19 protein-coding genes are annotated in these 23,562 nt (G+C 41.5%); 9 read left to right on the top strand and 10 right to left on the bottom strand.

What is annotated here, in order from left to right; translation table 11 throughout:
* Window positions 1-90: 90 nt before the first annotated feature.
* Window positions 91-1,287, top strand: a complete 1,197-nt coding sequence (gene tyrS, locus ORI98_RS01960) for a tyrosine--tRNA ligase (RefSeq protein ID WP_306134026.1) — start codon at window positions 91-93, stop codon at window positions 1,285-1,287.
* 107 nt (window positions 1,288-1,394) lie between these two features.
* Here tyrS and ORI98_RS01955 read toward each other — a convergent pair whose 3' ends face one another.
* From ORI98_RS01955 to gltB, 7 genes are all read right to left on the bottom strand, one after another.
* Window positions 1,395-1,871, bottom strand: a complete 477-nt coding sequence (locus ORI98_RS01955; protein ID WP_306134025.1) for a nuclear transport factor 2 family protein — start codon at window positions 1,869-1,871, stop codon at window positions 1,395-1,397.
* A gap of 1 nt (window position 1,872) precedes the next feature.
* The gene (locus ORI98_RS01950; protein WP_261297529.1) at window positions 1,873-2,499 is read right to left on the bottom strand and encodes a trimeric intracellular cation channel family protein; all 627 of its coding nucleotides are present in this window, start codon (window positions 2,497-2,499) and stop codon (window positions 1,873-1,875) included.
* Entirely contained in the window at window positions 2,496-2,885 is a 390-nt protein-coding gene (locus ORI98_RS01945; RefSeq protein WP_261297530.1) for a DUF2721 domain-containing protein, read from the bottom strand. The genes ORI98_RS01950 and ORI98_RS01945 overlap by 4 nt, the downstream gene beginning before the upstream one ends.
* 69 nt (window positions 2,886-2,954) lie before the next feature.
* Complete coding sequence (locus ORI98_RS01940) at window positions 2,955-3,974, bottom strand: cobalamin biosynthesis protein (protein ID WP_306134024.1); 1,020 nt, start codon at window positions 3,972-3,974, stop codon at window positions 2,955-2,957.
* A gap of 42 nt (window positions 3,975-4,016) precedes the next feature.
* Window positions 4,017-4,709, bottom strand: coding sequence for a 5'-methylthioadenosine/adenosylhomocysteine nucleosidase (locus ORI98_RS01935; RefSeq protein ID WP_306134023.1), 693 nt, complete (start codon window positions 4,707-4,709; stop codon window positions 4,017-4,019).
* A 272-nt stretch (window positions 4,710-4,981) separates the two neighbouring features.
* The gene (locus ORI98_RS01930) at window positions 4,982-6,388 is read right to left on the bottom strand and encodes an FAD-dependent oxidoreductase (RefSeq protein ID WP_306134022.1); all 1,407 of its coding nucleotides are present in this window, start codon (window positions 6,386-6,388) and stop codon (window positions 4,982-4,984) included.
* Between the two features lie 5 nt (window positions 6,389-6,393).
* Entirely contained in the window at window positions 6,394-10,842 is a 4,449-nt protein-coding gene (gene gltB / locus ORI98_RS01925; RefSeq protein ID WP_306134021.1) for a glutamate synthase large subunit, read from the bottom strand.
* A 521-nt stretch (window positions 10,843-11,363) separates the two neighbouring features.
* On the opposite strand from gltB, the gene ORI98_RS01920 reads away from it, so the two are divergent.
* The 3 genes from ORI98_RS01920 to oxyR all read left to right on the top strand — a co-directional run bounded on the left by ORI98_RS01920 (window position 11,364) and on the right by oxyR (window position 14,027).
* A complete protein-coding gene (locus ORI98_RS01920) occupies window positions 11,364-12,311 on the top strand; it encodes a TIGR01212 family radical SAM protein (RefSeq protein ID WP_306134020.1) in 948 nt (315 codons plus the stop codon).
* 258 nt (window positions 12,312-12,569) lie between these two features.
* Window positions 12,570-12,935: an Hpt domain-containing protein gene (locus ORI98_RS01915; RefSeq protein WP_261297536.1), complete on the top strand. Its 366-nt coding sequence runs from the start codon at window positions 12,570-12,572 to the stop codon at window positions 12,933-12,935.
* A gap of 171 nt (window positions 12,936-13,106) precedes the next feature.
* On the top strand, window positions 13,107-14,027 hold the full coding sequence (oxyR, locus tag ORI98_RS01910; RefSeq protein WP_261297537.1) for a hydrogen peroxide-inducible genes transcriptional activator OxyR: 921 nt from the start codon (window positions 13,107-13,109) through the stop codon (window positions 14,025-14,027).
* Between the two features lie 10 nt (window positions 14,028-14,037).
* Here oxyR and ORI98_RS01905 read toward each other — a convergent pair whose 3' ends face one another.
* Window positions 14,038-15,063 (bottom strand): adenylate/guanylate cyclase domain-containing protein, encoded by a 1,026-nt coding sequence (locus tag ORI98_RS01905; RefSeq protein WP_261297538.1) that lies wholly within the window; start codon window positions 15,061-15,063, stop codon window positions 14,038-14,040.
* Between the two features lie 227 nt (window positions 15,064-15,290).
* On the bottom strand, window positions 15,291-15,974 hold the full coding sequence (gene mutH / locus ORI98_RS01900) for a DNA mismatch repair endonuclease MutH (RefSeq protein ID WP_261297539.1): 684 nt from the start codon (window positions 15,972-15,974) through the stop codon (window positions 15,291-15,293).
* 799 nt (window positions 15,975-16,773) lie between these two features.
* Between mutH and rppH the strand changes: the two genes are divergently transcribed.
* The 3 genes from rppH to ORI98_RS01885 are packed head-to-tail and all read left to right on the top strand — an operon-like array spanning window position 16,774 to window position 20,389.
* Window positions 16,774-17,298, top strand: a complete 525-nt coding sequence (gene rppH / locus ORI98_RS01895; RefSeq protein ID WP_261297540.1) for an RNA pyrophosphohydrolase — start codon at window positions 16,774-16,776, stop codon at window positions 17,296-17,298.
* 27 nt (window positions 17,299-17,325) lie between these two features.
* Window positions 17,326-19,560: a phosphoenolpyruvate--protein phosphotransferase gene (gene ptsP / locus ORI98_RS01890; RefSeq protein ID WP_261297541.1), complete on the top strand. Its 2,235-nt coding sequence runs from the start codon at window positions 17,326-17,328 to the stop codon at window positions 19,558-19,560.
* 28 nt (window positions 19,561-19,588) lie between these two features.
* On the top strand, window positions 19,589-20,389 hold the full coding sequence (locus ORI98_RS01885) for a sulfite exporter TauE/SafE family protein (protein WP_261297542.1): 801 nt from the start codon (window positions 19,589-19,591) through the stop codon (window positions 20,387-20,389).
* Window positions 20,390-20,424: 35 nt separating this feature from the next.
* On the opposite strand, the gene ORI98_RS01880 is transcribed toward ORI98_RS01885, so the two are convergent.
* Window positions 20,425-21,276, bottom strand: coding sequence for a thymidylate synthase (locus ORI98_RS01880; protein WP_261297543.1), 852 nt, complete (start codon window positions 21,274-21,276; stop codon window positions 20,425-20,427).
* 685 nt (window positions 21,277-21,961) lie between these two features.
* Here ORI98_RS01880 and nhaA point away from each other — a divergent pair.
* Both nhaA and ORI98_RS01870 read left to right on the top strand, forming a co-directional pair.
* Window positions 21,962-23,134, top strand: coding sequence for a Na+/H+ antiporter NhaA (gene nhaA / locus ORI98_RS01875; protein WP_261297544.1), 1,173 nt, complete (start codon window positions 21,962-21,964; stop codon window positions 23,132-23,134).
* On the top strand, window positions 23,134-23,520 hold the full coding sequence (locus tag ORI98_RS01870; protein ID WP_261297545.1) for a hypothetical protein: 387 nt from the start codon (window positions 23,134-23,136) through the stop codon (window positions 23,518-23,520). The genes nhaA and ORI98_RS01870 overlap by 1 nt, the downstream gene beginning before the upstream one ends.
* The last annotated feature ends 42 nt before the right edge of the window (window positions 23,521-23,562 follow it).

Raw genomic sequence — 23,562 nt, 5'->3', positions numbered from 1 at the left:
TATTTATCAGGGTCTGTTGATCTTTCAAGGTTGTTTTTACAGCAAAGATAAACAGGCCTTTATGATTATGCTCTAGGAGTTGCAGTAGAGATGGCTGATTTAGATCAAGTGTTGGCAGAGATCAAACGTGGTACAGACGAAATTTTACTTGAGACAGATCTCATTGAAAAACTCAAAGAAGGTCGCCCACTTAAGATTAAGCTTGGTGCTGATCCTACCGCACCCGATATCCATTTAGGACACACGGTCATTTTGAACAAAATGCGTACTTTTCAAGAGTTAGGTCACGAAGTGATTTTCTTGATTGGTGATTTTACCGGTATGGTCGGTGATCCAAGTGGTAAAAATAGTACACGTCCACCGTTAACTCGTGAGCAAGTACTTGCTAACGCAGAAACTTATAAAGAGCAGGTGTATAAAATTTTAGACCCCGCTAAAACGCGTATCGAATTTAACTCAAGCTGGTTAGAGCCGCTAGGCGCCGCAGGTATGATCCGTCTAGCCTCTCAGCAAACGGTTGCGCGTATGATGGAACGTGACGATTTTAAAAAGCGTTATGCATCAGGTCAGTCAATTGCGATTCATGAGTTTATGTATCCATTACTACAAGGTTACGACTCGGTTGCACTGCAAGCTGATGTGGAGCTTGGCGGCACAGACCAAAAGTTTAACTTACTGATGGGACGTGAATTACAAAAAGCCGAAGGGCAGAAACCACAAACGGTTATTATGATGCCATTGCTTGAAGGTTTGGACGGCGTGAAAAAAATGTCTAAATCGGCCCATAACTACATTGGCGTGAGTGAACCTGCCAATGAAATGTTTGGCAAAATTATGTCGATTTCTGATGATCTAATGTGGCGTTATTTTGAATTATTGTCTTTCCGTCCATTAGAAGAGATTGCAGGGTTTAAGCAAGATATTGAAAATGGGACTAACCCACGAGATATCAAAATTACCTTAGCGAAAGAAATTATTGCTCGCTTCCATGACGATGCAGCAGCAGAAGCGGCTCATCAAGAGTTTATCAATCGTTTCCAAAAAGGTGCGATACCTGATGATATTGAAACGGTTACCCTTGAAGCGGGTGAAGGGTTAGCAATTGCTAACTTGCTTAAAGATGCTGGTTTAGTAGGGTCGACCTCTGATGGAATGCGAATGATTAAACAAGGCGCTGTGAAGATTGATGGCGAAAAAGCCGAAGACAATCGTCAAGTCTTTAACGCAGGGTTTGAGGCGGTAGTGCAAGTCGGTAAGCGTAAATTTGCCAAAGTAGTGTTAAACTAATCAGCACGAATTAAGCAATAAAAAAGGCTCTTAAGAGCCTTTTTTATTGTCTGTTTATCGATGAATGCATTGGCGGATTGATAATCACTATAAATCATAATGGCGTATTACTGAGATTCTAATTGGTCAGCCATGGTTTGGTAATCCATTAAATCCATGTGCTCAATTAAACGCTGGGTATTTTTATCAAACTTCAACGTAGTCACACCTGGAACAGCAATGTCAATTATTCTGCCTGGCTTACCGTATTGATCGCCAGGGCCTCGTAATCGGTAACTGCCGATGATCACAACAATCGAGCCATTATTAAACATATGCTCGATATTAAGCCGATATTCCAACACGCCCTCGTAGGCTCGTGTTAAAAAATCAATAATATGCCGTTCACCCTTATATTCAACTCCCGCTGTTTTATCAAAAAATATGCTTTCACGGGTGTAGAATTGCCTCAAGGTTTTAAAGTCATGTTCAGTGTAGGCTTTAATATATTGCATCGCTAATTGCTGCTCGACAGGCATATCACCGATATTTGCTTGTGCAGGAAAGCTGAAAATGATGCAAAATAGTAGGCTAATTAAACGCACATCAATGTCTCTTCGTTTTTAAATCAAATGCGGGTAATGACAGATGCCAGCGAATAGCGCTTAATCTAATAATTAAGGTGCTTAACATGGCCAAAAACATCGATGTCATACTATCCATTCCAGAGAGTAAGCTCAAGGTATAACATATCCCACCTATAATTGAAGCCGTCGCGTATATTTCAGTTCGTAAAACCATAGGCACTTGGCGACAGAGTAGATCTCGAATAATCCCTCCACCAACGCCCGTAATCAGGCCCATTACTACAGCAATCATGCCAGAGTGCCCCAGTAATAAGGCTTTCTCAGCGCCAATAACGGTAAATAATGCCAAGCCAAAAGCATCGGCTACCGGCAGTGTCATTGGCGGTAATTTGTGTGGTTTACGCACTAACACTAAACAAGCCATAACGGTTGCTAATATGACAATGATGTAGTTGTGATTAGTAATCCAAAATACAGGCGTGGTACCTAATAATGCATCACGGATACTGCCGCCGCCAATTGCGGTGACAGAAGCCAACACGATCACACCAAAGGGATCCATTCGGTGTTTACCCGCCGCTAATGCCCCAGATAAGGCAAATACCGCTGTGCCGCAAAGGTCAAAAAAATAGATCCATTGACTCATTTACTTAACTCTTTCAGGTGAATGTTGAGGGCATCTACTGAGATACGGATTTCGATGACTGACAAAATTAAAGAATACAGCAATAACAATAGACTGATACCAAAAATGATTGAGCCTGTTTGATTAAAACCAGTATAGAGAAAAATCATGCATAACACGCACAGGGCAAAGCTGCTAACACCGGCTTCTTGCATCTTGCGAATGAGGTTAATGCGTTGTTTGAGGTTTCTGATTTGGTTATCGTTTACTGGCTTTCCTGCTTGGCTAAGCTGACGAATTAATGCCGCTAATGCAAAAAATCGATTGGTATACGCCAGTAATAACAATGAAATTGCTGGAAAAAGTAATGCTGGAGTCGTCAGTGATACATGTAAATTATTGAACAATTGGCTTTCCTATTGAAAAAGCATTCATGAAAAAAACAGCCGCGAATAATACCGTTTTTGATTGCTGATTTACACCGTTTGTAACGCTGCCCAAAGTAAAGGCAACAAAATTACCAAACTTAGGAAGAAAAACTTACCATTTTGGCTGGCTTTTATCGCTAGCTGAATATGTTGATATTGTGGCAATGGTCCTGCAATGACTTTTGCGAGGGTCACTTTTTCCACATTCGCGTCTGAAGCAGGAACTTGTTTATAAGCTAATGTTTGAGTTGTTGAAGTGGATAAAAACTGTTGCGGTCCGCCCAGTTCAACTTTGAGTAATTTGGCCCCAAGATGAAGAGTGCGGTAATCGTTATTGAGTCCCTGACTTTGTGTGTCACTCACCCACATGCTTTTTAAACCTAACTGACCAAATTGAATCGCTAAGGAGCAATGCCAAATCCATTGTGGCACAAAAAATAACATTCGATTAAATTGGCTGATGAAGCTAGCAAAGTTGATATATTTTTTCTGATAGGGTGGCCATGATAACTCTAATTGCTTTAATAAATGAACAGCAATGACCGTTGATGCGCCGCCGACAGTGAAAAAAACAATACTTGAAATACTGCCATAAATGGGCGATGTGAGGGTTTTCTCTATTGTTGTTTTACATAAACCAATACTCGACAACCTTTGTGTGCTTTGGCTAACCCAGGGAGCTAACAATTCCTTGGCTTGTTGATTGTTGTTTTGTTCAAGTGCAATTTGAATGCGTTTTGCTTGGTGGGTAAATTGATAATCACTGATGCAGCAGTACAAAACAATAAAATCGAAAAACCAGGGGAATGCGGCAAATTCCAATAAAAAACTAGCGATCAACGTGATTGGAGTAACCAATAACAAGGTTGCTAAAATTCCAGCGGTCATTTGTTGCGACACAGGACGATTACTATGATTTACCTTTGATGCCAGTTCAGTGGCTAGTATTCTAAAGCCATTAAATGGCTGCCATCGCTTAGGAAGAGGCGCGACTTGTGCCACAGTAATAACAGCCAATAGCACTAGGCATTGTTGGATGAGCTCGTTTTGCAGTAGTAGACTTTCCATATTGATTTGCATATCCGTCGCAAGCTCACACAGGGCGTTTTGTTACAGCTGTTGCAATAACGCGATGACCATCATAGCCGAATGATGGCCTGCTTTAATGATGTACGAGTCAAAATCGACAGGTGAGTCATTATTAGCATTGTCAGACAGTGAGCGAATGATCACAAACGGGGTGTTAAATTGGTGACAAACCTGTGCAATAGCAGCGCCTTCCATTTCACATGCTGCCATTGTTGGGAAGTTAGCTCGCATGATTTTAGTGCGCTCTGGATCGCAAATAAAGCTGTCGCCAGTACAAATTAACCCTTCAATAGCCTTAACTTCACCGAGAGATGAAACCGCTTGTTGTGCCGCTTTGACTAATTCAGCATTTGGAATGAATGCCGCAGGTTGTTGAGCCATTTGGCCAATTTCATAACCAAATGCTGTGACATCAACATCGTGGTGACGCACTTCAGATGATATAACAATATCACCAATGGCTAAGTCATCAACAAATCCGCCCGCAGAGCCGGTGTTAACCACATGACTGACTGAAAACTTTTCAATCAGTAACGTTGTTGCAATACTTGCGGCTACTTTGCCAATGCCAGAGCGGGTAACCACCACATCTTTGTCAGCAATTTTGCCGCTAATAAACTCAATACCGGCAATGGTGGTATGAACTGGAGAATGAATAGCTTGAACAAGATGAACGACTTCGGGCTCCATAGCGCCGATAATACCGATTTTCATTGGGTAACCTTAAACGAGTTTTAAACAAATTGATTTGGTGAATAATATATCACGCCAGAATAGGCTTTGTGAAAACTCTATTCATTCTGTTGCTGCATAGTTTGGGATAAGTCTATTTTACTGATTTAATGTTGAGTTTAGTCTAAGATTTTTTGGGAAAGTTATGGGCAATCGACTTTGTAACATAAGTTGTCAGCAACTTAGTTAAACGCGAGGCAAAAAAATGCACACCCTAAGGTGTGCGAATTCACAAGCAAACTGGGTTAACAGCTTTAGTCGATAAAGTTTAAAATACCTAATGCGGCATCACGGCCTTCAGCTATCGCGGTAACAACAAGATCTGATCCTCGTACCATATCCCCACCAGCAAATACTTTAGGGTTAGTCGTTTGGAACGGGTTAGCATCTGTCTTGGTTGCTTTAACAAGTCCCCATTCATTGGTTTCAATGCCAAAATCTTCAAACCAAGCGGCAGGGCTGGCCTGAAAACCGAAGGCGACGATAACCGCATCGGCTTCTAGCACTTGTTCGCTACCGGCAATGACTTCAGCACGGCGACGTCCTGTCGCATCGGCTTCACCCATTTGGGTTTCAACGCACTCAATACCCACCACAACACCATTGTTCGCTTTAACGGCAACTGGCTGACGATTAAATAAGAATTTAACGCCTTCTTCGCGAGCATTTTGTACTTCACGCACCGATCCTGGCATGTTTGCCTCGTCACGACGATAAGCACAAGTGACGCTTTTTGCGCCTTGGCGTACTGCGGTGCGAACACAATCCATTGCAGTGTCACCACCTCCTAGCACCACAACATTTTTACCTTCTAGGTTGATGTAAGGTGTTGCAGCGTCAGATGTCCCCATAACTTTGTGCGTGTTACCAATCAAATAGGGTAGGGCTTGTAAAACACCTTGAGCATCTTCGTTAGGTAATTTTGCAGGCATGGCGGTGTAAGTTCCCATCCCTAAGAAAACAGCATCGTATTCATCTAACAAACTTTGGAAGCTAATATCTTGACCTATGGTGGTATTCAATTTGAACTGAATACCCATACCTTCCATCACTGAGCGGCGAGTCGCCATGACGGTTTTATCCAACTTAAATGATGGAATACCGTATGTGAGCAGACCGCCAATTTGAGGGTACTTGTCATATACCACAGCTTGCACCCCGTTACGGGCAAGTATGTCTGCACAGCCTAAACCTGCAGGCCCAGCACCAATTATGGCAACGCGTTCTTTACGCGGAGTCACATTGCTTAAATCTGGACGCCAGCCTTGAGAGATTGCGGTGTCAGTGATGTATTTCTCTACATTACCGATAGTCACAGCGCCAAAGTCTTCATTGAGAGTACAGGCGCCTTCACATAATCTGTCTTGAGGACACACTCGGCCACAAATTTCTGGCAGGGTGTTGGTTTCATGGACTAAGTCCGCAGCTTCCATAATACGCCCCTGTTTGGCTAAATTTAACCAATTAGGGATGTAGTTGTGTAATGGACACTTCCATTCACAATATGGGTTGCCACAATCTAAACAACGATCGGCTTGACTGCTTACTTGTGGTTGAGTAAACGGCTGATAAATCTCAATAAACTGAGTAGCACGTTTTTCTGCGGCGTGCTTGGTTGGATCAACACGGCCAACTTCGATAAATTGAAAATCATTACTCATGTTTATTATCCCGCCTTAACAACTAATTCAGGGCTTTTCTGTTCTATTTTTAACAGATCAGCAACGGCAATATTTTTAGGTTTAACCAGTACGAAACAGTCAATCCAATTGTCAAAATCACTTAAAATCATATTGGCATGCTCACTGCCTGTTTCAGCAACATGGGCTTCAATCAAGCCTTTTAAGTGTTGACGATGGATGGTTGATTCGACTTTTAAGGTATCGACTAATTCGGTATTCACACGGCGATTAAAGCGGCCGAATTGATCAAATACATACGCAAATCCTCCCGTCATACCAGCACCGAAGTTAACGCCTGTTTTACCGAGTACAACAATGATCCCGCTGGTCATGTATTCACAGCCGTTATCACCTAAACCTTCCACCACAGCAATTGCGCCAGAGTTACGTACCGCAAACCGTTCTCCAGCTTGACCTGCAGCAAATAACTTACCGCCAGTCGCGCCGTATAAACAGGTGTTTCCTAAAATGGCACTGCGTTCAGATTGGAATGGGCTGCCAATAGGAGGGTGGATAACAATCTTACCGCCTGACATGCCTTTCCCCACGTAATCGTTGGCATCACCACATAATTTGAGGTTTAACCCAGGGCTATTCCATACCCCAAAGCTTTGGCCAGCACTGCCACTAAAACCTAGCGAAATAGGTTCTTTGGTTCCAGCAACACCCTGTACTTTGGCAATATAGCCTGATAGCGTCGCGCCTACTGAGCGGTCGGTATTATTGATAGCATATTGGTATGCATGTGGCTCACCAGCATCAACAGCATGCTTACAATCGGCTAGTAAGGTTTGGTTTAGCTGGCCGACATCAGATGGTGGGTTAATTTCTTTCCAAGTGAGCGATGATGAGCTTGGCACCACTGGTTTGTACAAAATGGGGGCAAGATCTAAGCCTTGTTGCTTAGCTGTTTGACCTTCAAGTGCATGTAACCATTCGCTACGGCCGACTAAATCTTCGAATTGGCTTACGCCTAATGCCGCCATCCACTCACGGACTTCTTGTGCCACAAACTCAAAGTAAGTCATTACCCGTTCAGGTAGTCCGTGGTAATGGTTATCACGTAAGTTCTTATCCTGAGTAGCAACACCGGTGGCACAGTTATTTAAATGGCAAATACGCAGATATTTACACCCTAATGCGATCATTGGCACGGTACCAAAACCGAAGCTTTCAGCACCTAATAGCGCCGCTTTAATCACATCTGTACCGGTTTTTAAGCCACCATCGACCTGTAAGCGGATCTTATGGCGCAAGCCGTTTTCGACCAATGATTGTTGAACTTCAGCTAGACCAAGTTCCCAGGGGGAACCTGCATATTTTACAGAAGTAATTGGGCTTGCCCCTGTGCCGCCATCATAGCCTGAAATGGTAATCATATCGGCGTATGCTTTGGCTACACCCGTGGCAATGGTTCCCACACCAGGCTCAGACACTAACTTCACTGAAACCAGTGCCGTTGGGTTAATTTGCTTTAAATCGAAAATCAGCTGAGCTAAATCTTCAATTGAATAAATATCATGATGTGGTGGCGGTGAAATTAGGGTTACACCAGGACGAGCATGACGTAATCCAGCAATTTCAACACTGACTTTGTGACCCGGTAATTGACCACCTTCACCTGGTTTTGCGCCTTGTGCGACCTTGATTTGCAATACATCAGCATTAACAAGGTAGTGGGCTGTGACACCAAAACGACCAGAAGCAATTTGCTTAATGGCTGAGTTACGTTCAGTGTTAAAACGACGCGCATCTTCTCCACCTTCACCTGAGTTAGAACGGCCACCTAAGCGGTTCATGGCAACCGCTAATGCCTCATGTGCTTCAGGGCTTAATGCTCCAATACTCATCGCGGCGCTATCGAAGCGAGTGTATAAATGGCTGGCATCTTCCACTTTGTCTAAGTCGATTGCTGCTTGACTGCCTTTGATACCAATTAAGTCTCGTAGGGTCGCAATGGGGCGTTCATCCACTAACTTGGCAAACTGTTTGTATGCTGGATAATCTTTATTTTTTAATGATGCTTGAAGCGTGTTAACCACATCTGGGTTAAAGCTATGGTATTCGCCACCTTCAACATATTTGAGTAATCCACCTTGAGGCAGTGGCACATGTGCACGATAAGCTGCGGTGTGCAGTATTTTTTGATCGTCAGCAATATGGCTGAAACTAGCACCTTCAATTCGGCTGATCACGCCCTTAAAGCATAATTCAATCACATCACTGGCTAAGCCGACGGCTTCAAATTGTTGGCTACAACGATAAGAACCGACGGTACTGATACCCATTTTTGACATGATTTTACGCAGGCCTTTTTCTATGCCATAACGGAAGTTAAGCATCAAGCTGGTAATATCTTCGACAGCATGTTGTTTGGCCATAGCCGCAATCGATTCATAGGCAAGGTAAGGGTAAATTGCCGTCGCACCAAAGCCGAGTAATACTGCAAAATGATGTGGATCACGCGCTGAAGCTGTTTCAACAATGATGTTGGTATCACAACGTAAACTTTTATCAACTAAGCGTCTTTGAACGGCACCGACAGCCATAGCCGCAGGAATAACCTGCGCATTTTTGTCGACGGCACGATCAGATAGAATGAGTAGTGTTGTTCCACTTCTTGCTAAACGCTCTGCTTCATCGGTAATTCGATGAATGGCTTGCTCCAGTGTTTCGTGACCATCGTAGTTTAAATCTACAGTATTCGCGCGATAGTTAGTGCTATCTAGGCCCAGTAACTGGTTAAAATCACTAAATAATAAAATGGGTGAATTAAACATAACGCGATAAGCGTTGCCTGTGGTTTCACTAAATAAGTTTTGCTCGCGTCCAATACAGGTCGTCAGTGACATGACGTGTTTTTCACGCAATGGGTCAATGGGAGGATTAGTTACCTGGGCAAATTTCTGACGGAAATAGTCATACAGAGAACGTGATTTTTTTGACAATACCGCCATTGGCGTATCATCACCCATTGAACCAATCGCTTCTTCACCTTGGCTGGCCAGTACCCAAATCACTTGCTCTAACTCTTCACGAGTAAAGCCAAATTGCTTTTGATACTGCAATAACGTTTTTGCATCAAAGCGGCTTGAGCCTTGTTTGCTTGGTTCAATTTGTTCCGCAGGGATTAATGTTTGGCTGTTTTTAGCCATCCATTCTTTGTATGGGTGACGACGCTTCAAGTCATTATCAATTTCAAATGATTGGTGTAAACGACCATTTAAGGTATCGAGTACTAATAGCTCACCAGGACCTACACGGCCTTTTTCAATCACTTCATCCGCAGCGTAATCCCAAATACCGACCTCAGAAGCTAAAGTAAGAATGCGATCTTTGGTGATAACGTAACGAGATGGACGCAAACCATTGCGATCAACCGCGCAGGCAGCAAAACGACCATTGGTCATGACTATCCCAGCCGGACCATCCCATGGTTCCATGTGCATAGAGTTAAAGTCGTAGAATGCTTTTAACTCGTCATCCATTTCAGGGTTTGATTGCCACGCCGGCGGAATAAGCAAACGCATGGCGCGGTATAAGTCCATACCACCAGATAACAACATTTCTAGCATGTTATCCAAAGAGGAAGAGTCTGAGCCGGTTTCATTCACAAACGGAGCAGCTTGTTGCAAATCAGGCAGCAAAGGCGAATTAAATTTATAAGCGCGCGCACGCGCCCATTGGCGATTACCCGTAATGGTGTTGATTTCACCATTGTGCGCTAAGTAGCGAAAGGGTTGAGCTAAAGGCCATTTAGGCGACGTATTGGTTGAAAAGCGCTGGTGGAATAAGCAAATCGCACTTTTTAAACGAATGTCGGCGAGGTCTAAATAAAATGATGGCAAGTCTGCAGGCATCATTAAGCCTTTATAGACAATTACCTGACCAGATAAGCTGGCGACATAGAAGTCATTATCATCGACGATTTGTTGTTCAAGACGACGACGAGCCATATACAGGCGACGTTCTAAGTCTTTTTCACGCCAACCTACAGGTGCATTAATGAGTACCTGATAAATTTGTGGCAAGCTATTACGGCCAATCTCACCTAATACGTCCGGATTGATTGGAACCTTACGCCAACCTGCAACACTGAGTGTTTCTCGTTGTAATTCTTTTTCTAAAATAAATTTAGCTTCGTCAGCTTTTTGCTGATCTTGACTGAGAAATAGCATGCCTACAGCGAACTTGCGGCTTAAGTGCCAGTCATTCTCTGCAGCAATGGCTTCAAAAAATTGGGTCGGCATTTGCATTAATAAACCACAGCCATCACCTGTGCGTCCATCTGATGCAATACCACCACGGTGTTTCATGCGATCGAGCCCATGAATTGCAGTGCGCACGATTCTATGGCTGGCATCACCATCCATTTGTGCTATCAATCCAAACCCGCAATTGTCCCGTTCGAAACTGGGATGATATAAGCTCATACAAAAACCCCCTAAAACCTTTACTGATACGACTCGGGGTAAATGTGAAGAAATTCCATAGATATGCACCCGAACCTCTCAAATTAAACTGAGTTAGTACAAAGGTCAAACGCATTTATTGCATTATTCTGAAATATTATTACTAACTAACTGTAATTATTTGTCATGTTTACGTTAACGTAAACTGTGATTTATGGTGTATAACGTTATGAATAAAAACAATTTTAATCTTAGCGCATTTGGGTTGTAACTTTTTAGTAACAACGGGTGGGAATTGTTTTTGAAATAAAAATAGTGAATTTTATTCCGAACACAGTGGAAGTGGCCATAAATGAGTTTTTTGACTAAATATTCACTTTTAGTAATTTAAAATGTGTTGATATTGTTTTAAACAATTATGACCTGTATGCAACCTTTGCATTGGGCCTGAGTTAAACTCGCTTTCTTTGATTTAAATCTAAGTTTGCTGTTTGATTTTATCCTAAATTAAGCGCCGTTTTGCAATAAGGTAGAGATTAAATATGGGCTTAGATGATTTCGTCAATACATATGGCGCTGTTTGTAAGAGGCGTTATGGTAAAAGACTAAAAAAGCTCACTATAGATGCTAAATTTACCTGCCCCAATAGGGATGGCTCATTAGGTGTTGGAGGCTGTAGCTTTTGCAATGTGGCTTCTTTTAATGAACAGCAGGGGGATTTGCAGTCAATTGCTGTACAACTTGATTCGGCTAAAGTGAACTTGAAACACAATCAACGTGCAAGCAACAGTCATAGCGACAGTCAATATATTGCTTATTTTCAAGCGTACACATCAACGTATGAAGAATATCAACAGTTAAAAATTAAATACGATGAAGCCATACAGGATTCACAAATTGTGGCTTTACACATTGGAACTCGACCCGATTGTGTCCCAGATGATGTATTAGACTTACTGGCATACTATCAAAAATCTGGTGTCGACGTTTGGCTCGAATTAGGTTTGCAAACCGCAAACAATCATACTTTAAAACGCATTAACAGAGGGCATGATTTTGCAGCATACCAGGATGCCGTAACTCGTGCTCGGTTGCGTGGGCTTAAAGTGTGTTGTCATCTTATTTTAGGTTTGCCTAATGAAACGTTAACCGATTATATGGCTAGCCTCAAACGCGTTTTGGCTGTAGGAGTTGATGGAATAAAACTGCACCCTTTGCATATTGTTGAAGGCAGTACCATGGCAAAGCAATGGCGCTATAAACCTTTTTCATTGTTAAGCATTCAAGACTATGCCGACGCGGCAACTGCGCTGATCCGCAACACCCCAAAGAGCATTATTTATCATAGAGTGACAGCATATGCTAAAAAACCATTATTAATCGCTCCAGATTGGTGCGGCTTTAGATGGGATGGATTGGTGGCTATTGTCGATTCATTAGCAGTTAAAGGCGGACAGGGAAGCGCACTCAGTGACAACAGTAACAATTGAGCGCTGCAATCAAGCAGATGATTAATCGTTATATATTACATTTATATAGCTGAATATATAAGGTTGTGAGTGTAATTGTTAAGATGTTTTTTTTACCTTGATGAATAGTTGTTTATACAATTGTTACCAAGTTGTTGGTTGGTGCGAGGTTTAGCACACATACGTTGCGCAAAGCTTGCATAGGGCAAAAGACGGGGTATTATAAAGTTAATTTAATAGATTTCGATTTAGAATTTTAATTTAATAGAGGTGCCCTACATGTCCGTAACGCAGTTAGATGCTATTTTAGATCTTAATACTCTTGAGCAATATATCAGTGCAATCGGAGCTGGCACATTATTGAAAAGTGTCGTGTTATTTGAACAATTAATGCCTGAATATGTTGGCAGTTTAGTCAAAGCAAATGACGCTGGCGATAAAGAGACATTGTGTTCAGAAGCCCACAAGTTTAAAGGTGCAGCAGGTTCAGTTGGTTTAAAGCGTATTCAACAGTTTGCTCAGTTACTTCAACATGGCGAAGAAGTTCAATGGGATGCTGAGCACAAAGTGTGGTTAGCGGGTATTGTTGAACATGCTGAACGTGATTTACAGCAGTTGAAGTTATTCTTAGAAGCTAAAGCTTAATTTCTCAATACCGATCGTCGCTTAAAAGCAAACTCATCATGCTCCTTAATACAAGGAGCATTTTTTTACTTATTTTTACTGATTTTGTGTAATTGCTCATTAAACTGACCTTGTCATTCTTGCATTGTTAATTCATTATTTGAATTACCTTGGTCTTATATAATCGATTACATGAAAAACCTCCCGAGTCTTAAGAACCTATATTATTTGGTTAACTTATATCAAGAGCAGAATTTTAATCGTGCTGCCAAAATTTGTTTTGTCAGTCAATCAACGCTATCTAGTGGTATTCAAAATTTAGAAGAGCAATTGGGCTACCAGCTTATAGAGCGTGATCATAAATCATTTATGTTTACAGCAATTGGTGAAGAAGTGGTTGAACGTGCTCGTGACATTTTAACTAACGTCGATGATTTGGTGGAGTTAGTTAAAAACCAGGGGGCACCAATGACAGGCGAAATTCGTCTAGGTTGCATTCCCACCATCGCGCCTTTTTTGCTCAGTAGAGTGGTAAAGCTCTGCCAACAAGAATATCCCCAATTGTCTCTATTATTGAAAGAAGACACCACAGAGCGTTTGCTTGATGCGTTGGCAAAAGGCGAGTTAGATTTATTGATTTTAGCTTTACCGGTCGACACCAGCGGTTTTCACAGTATGAAAGTGGGTATTGACCCTTTCAAAATGGTGATGCATCAAGAAATGTCCGATGATGTGGTACAGCCAATTGATTATCAATCTATGCCTGATGAAAGTATATTTTTGTTGCAGGCCGAGCATTGTATAACGGGCCATGCGATTACGGCTTGTCAGTTAGGTGATAGTGCTAAAATCAATCCTTTTGCAGCCACAAGCTTGCACACGTTAGTGCAGATGGTTAACAGTAAACTGGGAACAACCTTCTTACCGCAAATGGCGATTGATGCCGGCATCTTGAATGACACTGAACTGAAAGTGATGGACCCACCGGGTGAGGCGCCTTATCGCGATATTGGTTTGGTTTGGCGACAAACCACTAGCAGGATTAGCACATTTAGAACCTTAGGCTTAGCGATTCAACAAAAGTTGATGCCGCAAGTGCTGGCTAAAAAATAGCGATTAACGACTACAGCTTGATATCGTGTCTTTTAGGGGAAACAGCATAAACCTCGATAGGATGCTGTTTTCCTTTTAGTGGTATTAAACCAAGATCTTGCAATTGATAATTGCTGCCTTGTTGTTCCAAACGATGTGCTAAATCACCAGATAAAAGCATTCGTTGGCCGAGAGGATTACATTGGTCTTGCAAACGAGCAAGGGTATTTAATACATCACTAAAGAAGCTGATTTCTTGTTTGTGTACGCCAACAACGGCAGCAACAACCTGGCCACAATGAGCTGCAGCTTTAAATTTAGGCACGAATCCATATTGTTCTTCAAAGTATTTTCTTTGCCATTGAAGTTCATTACAAAATTCATAATAGATATTCATACAGCGATCTTGCTGAATACCTTCTTCTAACGGCCAATGGATCAGCACAGCATCACCCATGTAACGATAAATTTCGGCATCGTTTCTGATCACCGTATCAGCCAGTAGACTAAAACTGTCTTGAATTAATCTTGAAAAACGGTAGTCACCTAATGACTCAGCATGTGAAGTTGAAGATGCCATATCCAAAAATAAGAACAAGCGTTGTTCATATCTGGGTTTGTGATATTTACCCAGTCCAATGTTGAGTAATACTCTGGGTCCAACCAATAACCCCATTTGTTCAATGAACGCGAGGCCCACTCTAACAACGACAAGATACACAACCAATGCTTGAAATGACGGGCTATAAAGTACATGTGCAGTTAGCATTTGGCGTAAGGTCACCATATGGTTTTCAATGGCCCACATGTTTAAAAACTGTGTGACATAAGCCAATGTTGTTGCGCCAAGGAGTAAAAATAGGCCTTTGAATATCACTGAAAAAAGGTAGGGCAGGCGGCTGATTGCGCTGAAATCGGCAATCAGATTAGACATCCAATGCAAGCAACCAAATACAAAGCCCATAAAAATGGCCAATGTTGCAAGATCGCCTTGCCCAACAGCCCATTGTGGCAGCTCTGGCATTTGTGCGTATCGGAAAAAAACAAATGCGGCCATAGCAAAGCACCAAGCTATTATGGCAAACGCGAGTTTTCTCAATTGCTTCTTGGCTTTCACGAGTAGAAATTTAATCCGAAGTGGGCTGCAAAGGAGGCGGCATTTTAACGAAAAAACCCTACTTGTGTTAGTGGTAATTGTGATTTAGATCAAGAGATGCCGAGAAAACGATACTTTTAACGAAACTTCCTAGCTTATTAACGCTCAAATGCGAGTTTTATTTAATGTTATGATGCTGTGTTTGGCAAAAAAGCATTACTCAGAATTTTTTGAGTAAAGGGTATTTTTAAATAAAAACCACGTGGATTGGATAATTGTATGTTGCCGTCAGGGCCAATGCTTTCTGTTAATGTATGACTGTTTGCAGCTTTGGGGCGCAATTGTAATACTTCACCATGACGAGCCGTTATGTTATCCACATTGCCTAGCGCAATTTTTTCCATTATTTCTTCCCAATCTTGTTTGAGTAAGGCCATTTCTTTTACTGATGGCGACCAAAGCAAAGGGGTTCCAATACGCCTTTGTCCCACAGGTATGTGTCGCTCACCTTCAATTGGTACCCATAAAACACATTGAAGCTTATGAAACACGACACTTTGCTCCCATGTCAGTCCATGAATATCTGTTAATGGTGCAACAGTCACATAGGTGGTTTCTAATGGCTTCCCGAGCTTGTCTATCGGGATGGTTTTTAATTCAACCCCCAAGTGAATGAAATCGGGTTCGGGTTTTGATCCCGCTAACGCACCAAGCTCTAATTCAATTAGTTGACCGACCCAACCTTTATCTCGCCGAAGATCTTTGGGAACCGGAATATGATGTTCAGCAGCAATATCTGCTAAAGATACGCCTGCCATCGCGTTGGCTCGCAGCATCAATTCATGAATAGTTTTAGGTGATGGCTTTGGCATAACGGTAAGTTTATTGAGTGCAAATATGCAGGTTAGGTTATCAATATCAGCATCAAGTGCAACTGTTTGTAGTCATATTGTTTTCATAGCCCTAAAAAACATAGCCAGTTGATCGCGATTAATTTGAGGTCATTAAACCTGTTCGGTCAAAAAACAACCATCAAAATAAGATCAAGTTATTCATTCTGAAAATGATCTTTTAAGTTTATGAAAATAAGGCATTTAAATGCTTTTTGTTTTTTGTATAAATGCCTTTTAAAAAAGTTACACGCTTTTATCCCTAGTATTTCACACATAGTTATCCACAGTTTTGTTGAATAACACAGTAAAGTTATTGTCTTAACCGATGTAAAAGCTATCGTCAATGACTTTTTTAACGAAAAAATCGCTTTTTTTATAAATATTCGGTTGTTATTTGTGAATAAGTTTTATTGTGTCGATGATGTTTGTAGAATAACTTTAAGTGCGGTTAAAAAGTGAGCTTTAATTGGTTTTGATGCGTTTTAATTGCGAGGTTAATATTTAAAAGTTTGTTTTTATTGGTTTAATTTTATTTTGTGTTTTTTTTGAATCAATAGTCTATGACTGTTTTTTTAATCAAATAACCCAGTTTACGGAAGTTTCAAACAGAGATATCCACAGATTTTGTGGATAACACATCATTACAACGATTCGTGCTGTTGATAAAATACCTTAAAATCCATATTTATCCCTAATTATGTTGAAAATAGGGGTTTGCCGATAGCCAAGCTTTGTGAAACAATCACATTAATGAAATTTTTGTGAAATTGGAGTCCATGTGATTGATAGCGACGGCTTTCGCGCAAATGTGGGCATCATTATCTGTAACAAGTTCGGTCAAGTAATGTGGGCAAGACGTTTTGGTCAGCATTCTTGGCAATTCCCACAGGGGGGGCTTGATGAAGGCGAAACTGCTGAGCAAGCTATGTATCGTGAGTTATATGAAGAAGTCGGTCTTTTACCTGAACATGTTCAAATTCTGACAACTTCTCGTGCTTGGTTACGTTATCGTTTACCAAAGCGGTTAATTCGACAAGACAGCAAACCTGTGTGTATCGGACAAAAACAGAAATGGTTTTTGCTACAACTGAAAGGGCATGACAATACCATCAACTTGAATTCATCGGGTCATCCAGAGTTTGATGATTGGCGTTGGGTCAGTTATTGGTATCCTGTTAGGCAGGTAGTGTCTTTTAAACGAGATGTTTATCGTAAGGTGATGAAAGAGTTTGCTGTGACGACTCTAGCACTGCAAGCCAGAGAAGTTCATCAAAATAGACGAAGAGGTCGCAACCGAAATTAACTGCCATAATTAAAGGACGGGAAGAAAGTGTTAAATACACTTAGGGACATTACACAGGCAGTCGCTGCGGCTAATACGTTAGACGTTGCGCTTGAGTTATTGGTTGTTCAAACCAAGCAAGCTATGGCAACCCAGTGTTGTTCGGTTTATCTTCTTGAGCAGCAACAGCTTGTACTTTCTGCGACTGAAGGACTGCAGCGTTCTGCTATTGGCAATGTGAAAATGCCCTTGTCACAAGGGTTGGTCGGATTAGCCGCTGAGCGTGAAGAAGCGGTTAATCTGGCTGATGCAAGAGTGCATCCCCGCTTTAAATTATTCCCCGAAGTAGAAGAAGAAGAATATCGCGCCTTTCTGGCTGTACCGATCATTTACCAAAAGATGGTTGTTGGCGTCATCGTGGTGCAACAACCCGAACCTAGACAGTTTAGTGAGGGGGAAGAAGCCTTTTTAATGACGCTAGCTGCGCAGTTAGCTGTGGTTATTCGCAGTCTAAAAAATAGAGCGGCTATCTCGAATGTCCAAGACAAAGTGGTATTTAGTGGCACCACAGCATCAAGTGGCATTGCAATTGCCAAAGGATTTGTGCTTGGTGGTGCGATATCTTTAGAGCAAGCTGATTTAGCGTGTGAAGACATTGCACACGAAACCCATCGTATTAAGTTGGCAATTAACCGCAGCAGAGATAGGTTAAACGCCCTATCGCAACGATTTGAAAATGATCAAGCCGAAGACGTCGCCTCTATATTTTCTGCTTTTAAACTGTTACTTGATGACAACAGCCTTGGTGGTGAATACGTTCGTGAAGTGGCTGGCGGATGGCGAGCAGAATCCGCTGTTAGCCGAGTTTCCATCCGTTATATCGAACAGTTCTTGGCGATGGACGATCCCTATTTAAAAGAACGTGCCAGTGATATTCGTGAGTTAGGCCAAAAAGTATTACGTCAGCTTATTGAGCCCGATCGATTAGAATTAGAACCTGATACTCCAGTCATACTGGTTGCCAAAGAAGTTGATGCCACAATGTTGGCTGAATTCCCTCGGCATAAATTAGCCGGTATTGTCACTAAATTAGGCGGGGTGAATGCGCATGCTGCCATACTTGCGCGCGCACTAGGGGTCCCCGCTTTAATTGGTGTTGAACAGGTTTTAGATACCAATATTGATAATAAATTATTGGTGCTAAATGCCACTCGTGGCCAATTGTTAGTTTCACCTTCTCCAACTGTGGTTGATGAGTATCGTGTGCTGATAAATGCTGATGTTGAAAAGCAAAAGCGTTTTTCTGCAGAGCTAACCCTTCCTGCTGAAACATTAGATGGCCGTCGTATTCATCTATATCTCAATGCGGGCTTACTAAGTGGTATGGAATCACCCATTGCTGATGGAGCGGATGGGATTGGTTTATATCGAACTGAAATTCCGTTTATGTTGCACCAGCGCTTCCCGAGTGAAGCCGAACAAATTAAGGTTTACCAACAAGTGCTGAGCGCCGCAGGAACAAGACCGGTTGTTATGCGCACTCTTGATGTTGGCGGTGATAAGCCATTACCGTACTTGCCGATCAAAGAAGATAATCCTTTTCTTGGTTGGCGTGGAATTCGATTATCTTTAGATCATCCTGAACTCTTTTTAGTGCAATTAAGAGCAATGTTGCAAGCGGGCGGGTCAGGTCAGCAATTGCAAATCCTGTTGCCTATGGTCAGTAATCTAGATGAAATTGATCAAACCTTAGAATATTTAGAGCAAGCTTATGAAGAGCTAAATGTTGAACTCGCTAGTGTCTTGACTCGTCCTAAAATTGGCGTGATGTTAGAAGTGCCTGCATTGTTGTATCAATTGGCCGATGTTGCAAAAAGAGTTGATTTTGTTTCCGTGGGCAGTAACGATTTAACGCAATATTTATTGGCAGTTGATCGCAATAATCCCAGTGTTAGCTCTTTGTTTGATAGTTATCATCCCGGTATTTTACGGGCATTAAAGCGCGCATTAGATGAGTGTCAACAGTACAAATTAGATGTCAGTGTTTGTGGTGAGCTTGCCGGCGAGCCTTATGGGGCTTTGCTTTTGGTCGCTATGGGTTACACAAAACTTAGTATGAACCAAGCAAGCTTAGCGCGGATTAATTATTTGCTTAGGCGTGTGTCATGCAATCAACTTAATTTGTTATTAGAGCGATGTTTAGCTGTGTCAAATGCCACGCAAGTGAAGCAACTTCTGCAAACCTTTACTGAACAACATCACTTAGAAGATATATTGCATTAAACCGCAGGGCGTATTTTAGGGGACAACCTTGGACAATTTTCTACTTATTTTTGCTATTTGTTTAGCATTAGGTTCTTTAGTGGGTTTTTTAGCCGGATTACTGGGTATTGGTGGCGGTCTTATTATTGTTCCAGCGTTGCTGTACATTCTGCCTTGGGTAGGCATAACCTCTTCACAATTAACTCACGTGGCGATCGCAACGTCGCTTAGCACGATTATTTTAACTTCTTTGTCTTCTGCTACCGCGCATCACAAACGCGGCAATATCCCTTGGCCATTATTTAAACCAATTTTACCGGGGATTATTATTGGTGCACTTTCTGCGGGTTTTGTCTCTGAGTTGATCCCATCAGATCAATTGCAGCAAGCTTTTGCGGTTTTTGTGGTGTTAATGGCTCTGCAAATGGCATTCCCGTTTAAATCTAAGGGTGAGGGGAAAATGCCTGGCGATGGCGTTTTGTTCTTGATCTCTGTGATTATTGCATTAGTCGCAGGAATGATGGGCATTGGTGGTGGCGTATTATTAGTGCCTTTCTTAAGCTTCTGTGGATTACAGATGAAACAGGCCGTTGGTTTTTCATCCGCGACGGGTTTTTTGATTGCGATTGCAGGTACCACAGGATACGTGGTTGCAGGCTTTGATGCGCCAGATTTACCTTCTGGTACCCTAGGGTATATTTATCTTCCTGCGCTATTTGGCATCATTATTAGTTCAATGATCTTTGCACCACTTGGCGTTAAAGCGGCTAGCACACTACCTACGCCAAAACTAAAAAAGGCCTTTGCAGGCCTATTATTTATTGTGGGTTTAAAAATGATATTCAGTTAACTCATGGTTTAGTTAACTGAATATCAATATACATGTTAAACCGCAAAAGGATATTGAATCGCATCGTGGTGCTGATAACCTTCAACTTCAAAATCATCTAATGTGACCCAAGTTTCAATATCTTTAAGGCTCTTAATATCTGGATTGATGATTAACTGAGGTGAGGCAAAAGGTTCACGCTTGAGTTGAATATCGCGCATTGGTGCTAGTTGATCTTCATAAATATGGGCGTTAACAATTTTGTGATAGGCCTGACCTGGTTTTTTACCCGTTATTTGCGCCATTAATGCCAATAATACGTAAACCTGAACCATATTGAAATTTAACCCAAGCGGAACATCACAGCTGCGTTGTGTACTGTTCAGATATAAGGTGTCACCTAATAATGAAAAATGATGCTCATACATGCATGGGCGTAAGCAGCCTAAGTCAAATGCGCCTGGGTGTAAAAATGTCAGGATCTCGCCACGATTATCAATCCCTTTAGAAAGGTCATCAACAATACCTTGCAGTAAGTCAACATGACCTCCATTAGGTTTTGGAAACGCTCGTCCTAAGGCACCATATATTAACCCTAAATCATCTTCGCCTTTACGATTTGGGTTCTTTAACCATGCTTCATTTAAGTTCGCATTAGCGTCCCAGGTTTTGGTGCCAAGAGCGCGAAATTCTGCCGCACTCTGGTAACCGCGCATATAACCGATAATTTCAGCAATTGCTGATTTCCAGAAGCTTTTTCGAGTTGTTACCAGTGGAAATTGATTATTGGCAACATCGTATGTCAGGTCGGCATTAATGACGGTTAAACAACGCTTGTTTGTCCGTTCATTATTAACCCAAGTTCCTTCATTAACGATACGTTGGCAAAGATCCAAATACTGTTTCATGGTGTCCCTGATTTTATTGTGCGTTATCGGCTGAGTATACCTTTGTGTCGTTTAGGCATAAACCCATTATTTATCGATATTTATTTATACTTAAAGTAATTTGCACTTTGGAGATAGACTTTTGCCGCATATAAGGCGTTAGATCAAATTCAGTAGGTTATCGTTTTTTTTTGATTAATCCAAATTAAGATGTGTAAGCTGCAAATGCCTTTACTTGTTAAATTAAGACGCTATATGTTGGCTATTATTTAGCTTTTTAGCAGACTAAAAAGTGTTTTTTCTTGATTAATGGCATCAGGGGAGCTGAGTGCTCGTGAGTGCATTTTGTGCGGTGTTAAATTATGGGATTATCATCAGCCTAATAAATATAAAGCTATGCTTATTTCTGAAAGTGAATTTACCCTAATAAAATCAACTGTTGTTTACATTGCAATCAATTTTAATACTGGTTGATAAATGTTTTTTTAACATTTATGTTGCATTTATCATCAAATTGATAAGTTATTGATGATTAGTGGAAAGAGCTGACTAATGGAATAACAGTGATTTTATGGCCTTTAAGTAAGTAAAAACGAATAAATGTGCACTCAACTCGGTTTTTTCGATGTATAAGCTCGAAACATTCGATTATATTTGTTTTAATGTTCTGGTATAGACTCAAAGCATCGATTTTTAGGAGTTACAAATGGAAAAAGCACTTAGAAACTTCCTGAGCCAAGAGTCCGCTGGCGGGATCATCTTAATGATTTCTGTCGCCTTGGCCATGATTTTAGCAAATTCACCATTAGCTGGTTTGTACGAAGGTTTTTTAAATACTGAAGTACAAGTTCGTGTCGGTGCATTAGATATTGATAAGCCACTGTTGTTGTGGATTAATGATGGTTTAATGGCACTATTTTTCTTGTTGATAGGCTTAGAAGTTAAGCGTGAACTATTAGAAGGGGCATTATCTACAGTCGCAAAAGCCTCTTTACCTACTTTTGGCGCTATTGGCGGTATGCTATTTCCTGCGCTATTTTATTTGATGTTTAACTACTCAGATCCTGCAACTCAAGTGGGTTGGGCTATTCCTGCTGCTACGGATATTGCTTTTGCTTTGGGTATTATGGCGTTACTCGGAAATCGCGTTCCTGTCGCGTTAAAAGTATTCTTATTAGCGCTGGCGATCATTGATGATCTGGGTGTTATTGTCATCATTGCACTCTTTTACAGTACAGATTTATCGATGCTGAGTTTGATTATTGCAGCTATTGCGATTGCACTAATGGTTGTCTTAAATCGAAAAGGGGTGACATCATTAACACCGTATGGATTACTTGGATTCATTCTTTGGGTTGCAGTATTGAAGTCGGGCGTACATGCTACATTGGCAGGTGTGATTATCGCTTTCTGTATTCCATTAAGGGCTAAAGATGGCACATCGCCTTCAGAGCACCTAGAGCATAGCTTACATCCTTGGAGTACGTTCTTAATTTTACCTGTGTTTGCATTTGCTAATGCTGGTTTATCATTGGCTAATATGACTTTTGCCTCTTTTGCTGAACCCATTACCATTGGTATTATTTTAGGGTTAGTGTTGGGTAAACCTATTGGTGTTTTACTGTTTAGCTTTATTGCGGTTAAGCTTAAATGGGCAGAATTACCACCAGGTATAGGTTGGAAACATATTGCTCCTGTGGCGGCTATGTGTGGTGTTGGTTTTACCATGTCAGTTTTCATTGCTTCACTTGCATTTGAAAACTCACCAGCAGCGTTTGGTGATTTTGCAAGATTAGGCATTTTGACAGGTTCATTACTTGCGGCTTTATTGGGGTACTTCTGGTTAGACAAGGTGTTACCGAAAAAAGGAGCCAAATAATGAAAACGTTATCTGTTGTCGCTATAGTGGCAAGCCTCGGGGTGTTTACTTTCCCAGTGTCTGCAAACTCATTTGACGTGTGCTTAAAAGATTCAACGAGTCCAAGTTGCACAAGCTATCTTGAGGGGGTGGTTGATGGTGCGTTAATGTACCGTAAAGATGTACCTGCAAAGAAAGTGGAAGCCAATAGTTATGAGTCTAGGGCATTAAAATATCGAGCTGGAAAACGCTATCAAAAAGCGAACAGTAAATATTGCGCCAGCCAAGTACCGATTAAAAGTGACATTGTAGATGCTTTATCTGAACAGGTAGCAATGGATAACGTTTCAAACAGTGATGAACTTGAGTCAGTCATTAATTCGCTGATGGATTGTCGTAAGCAGTAATGTATTTTTTACTTGTCTAAAATCGCTCACGCTTGTGGGCGA

This window comes from Shewanella sp. ULN5, assembly GCF_030731885.1.
GTDB classification, from domain to species: Bacteria; Pseudomonadota; Gammaproteobacteria; order Enterobacterales; family Shewanellaceae; genus Shewanella; species Shewanella holmiensis.
Note: the sequence above shows the minus strand (reverse complement) of the source record. Positions and strands in the feature narration are given on the sequence as shown.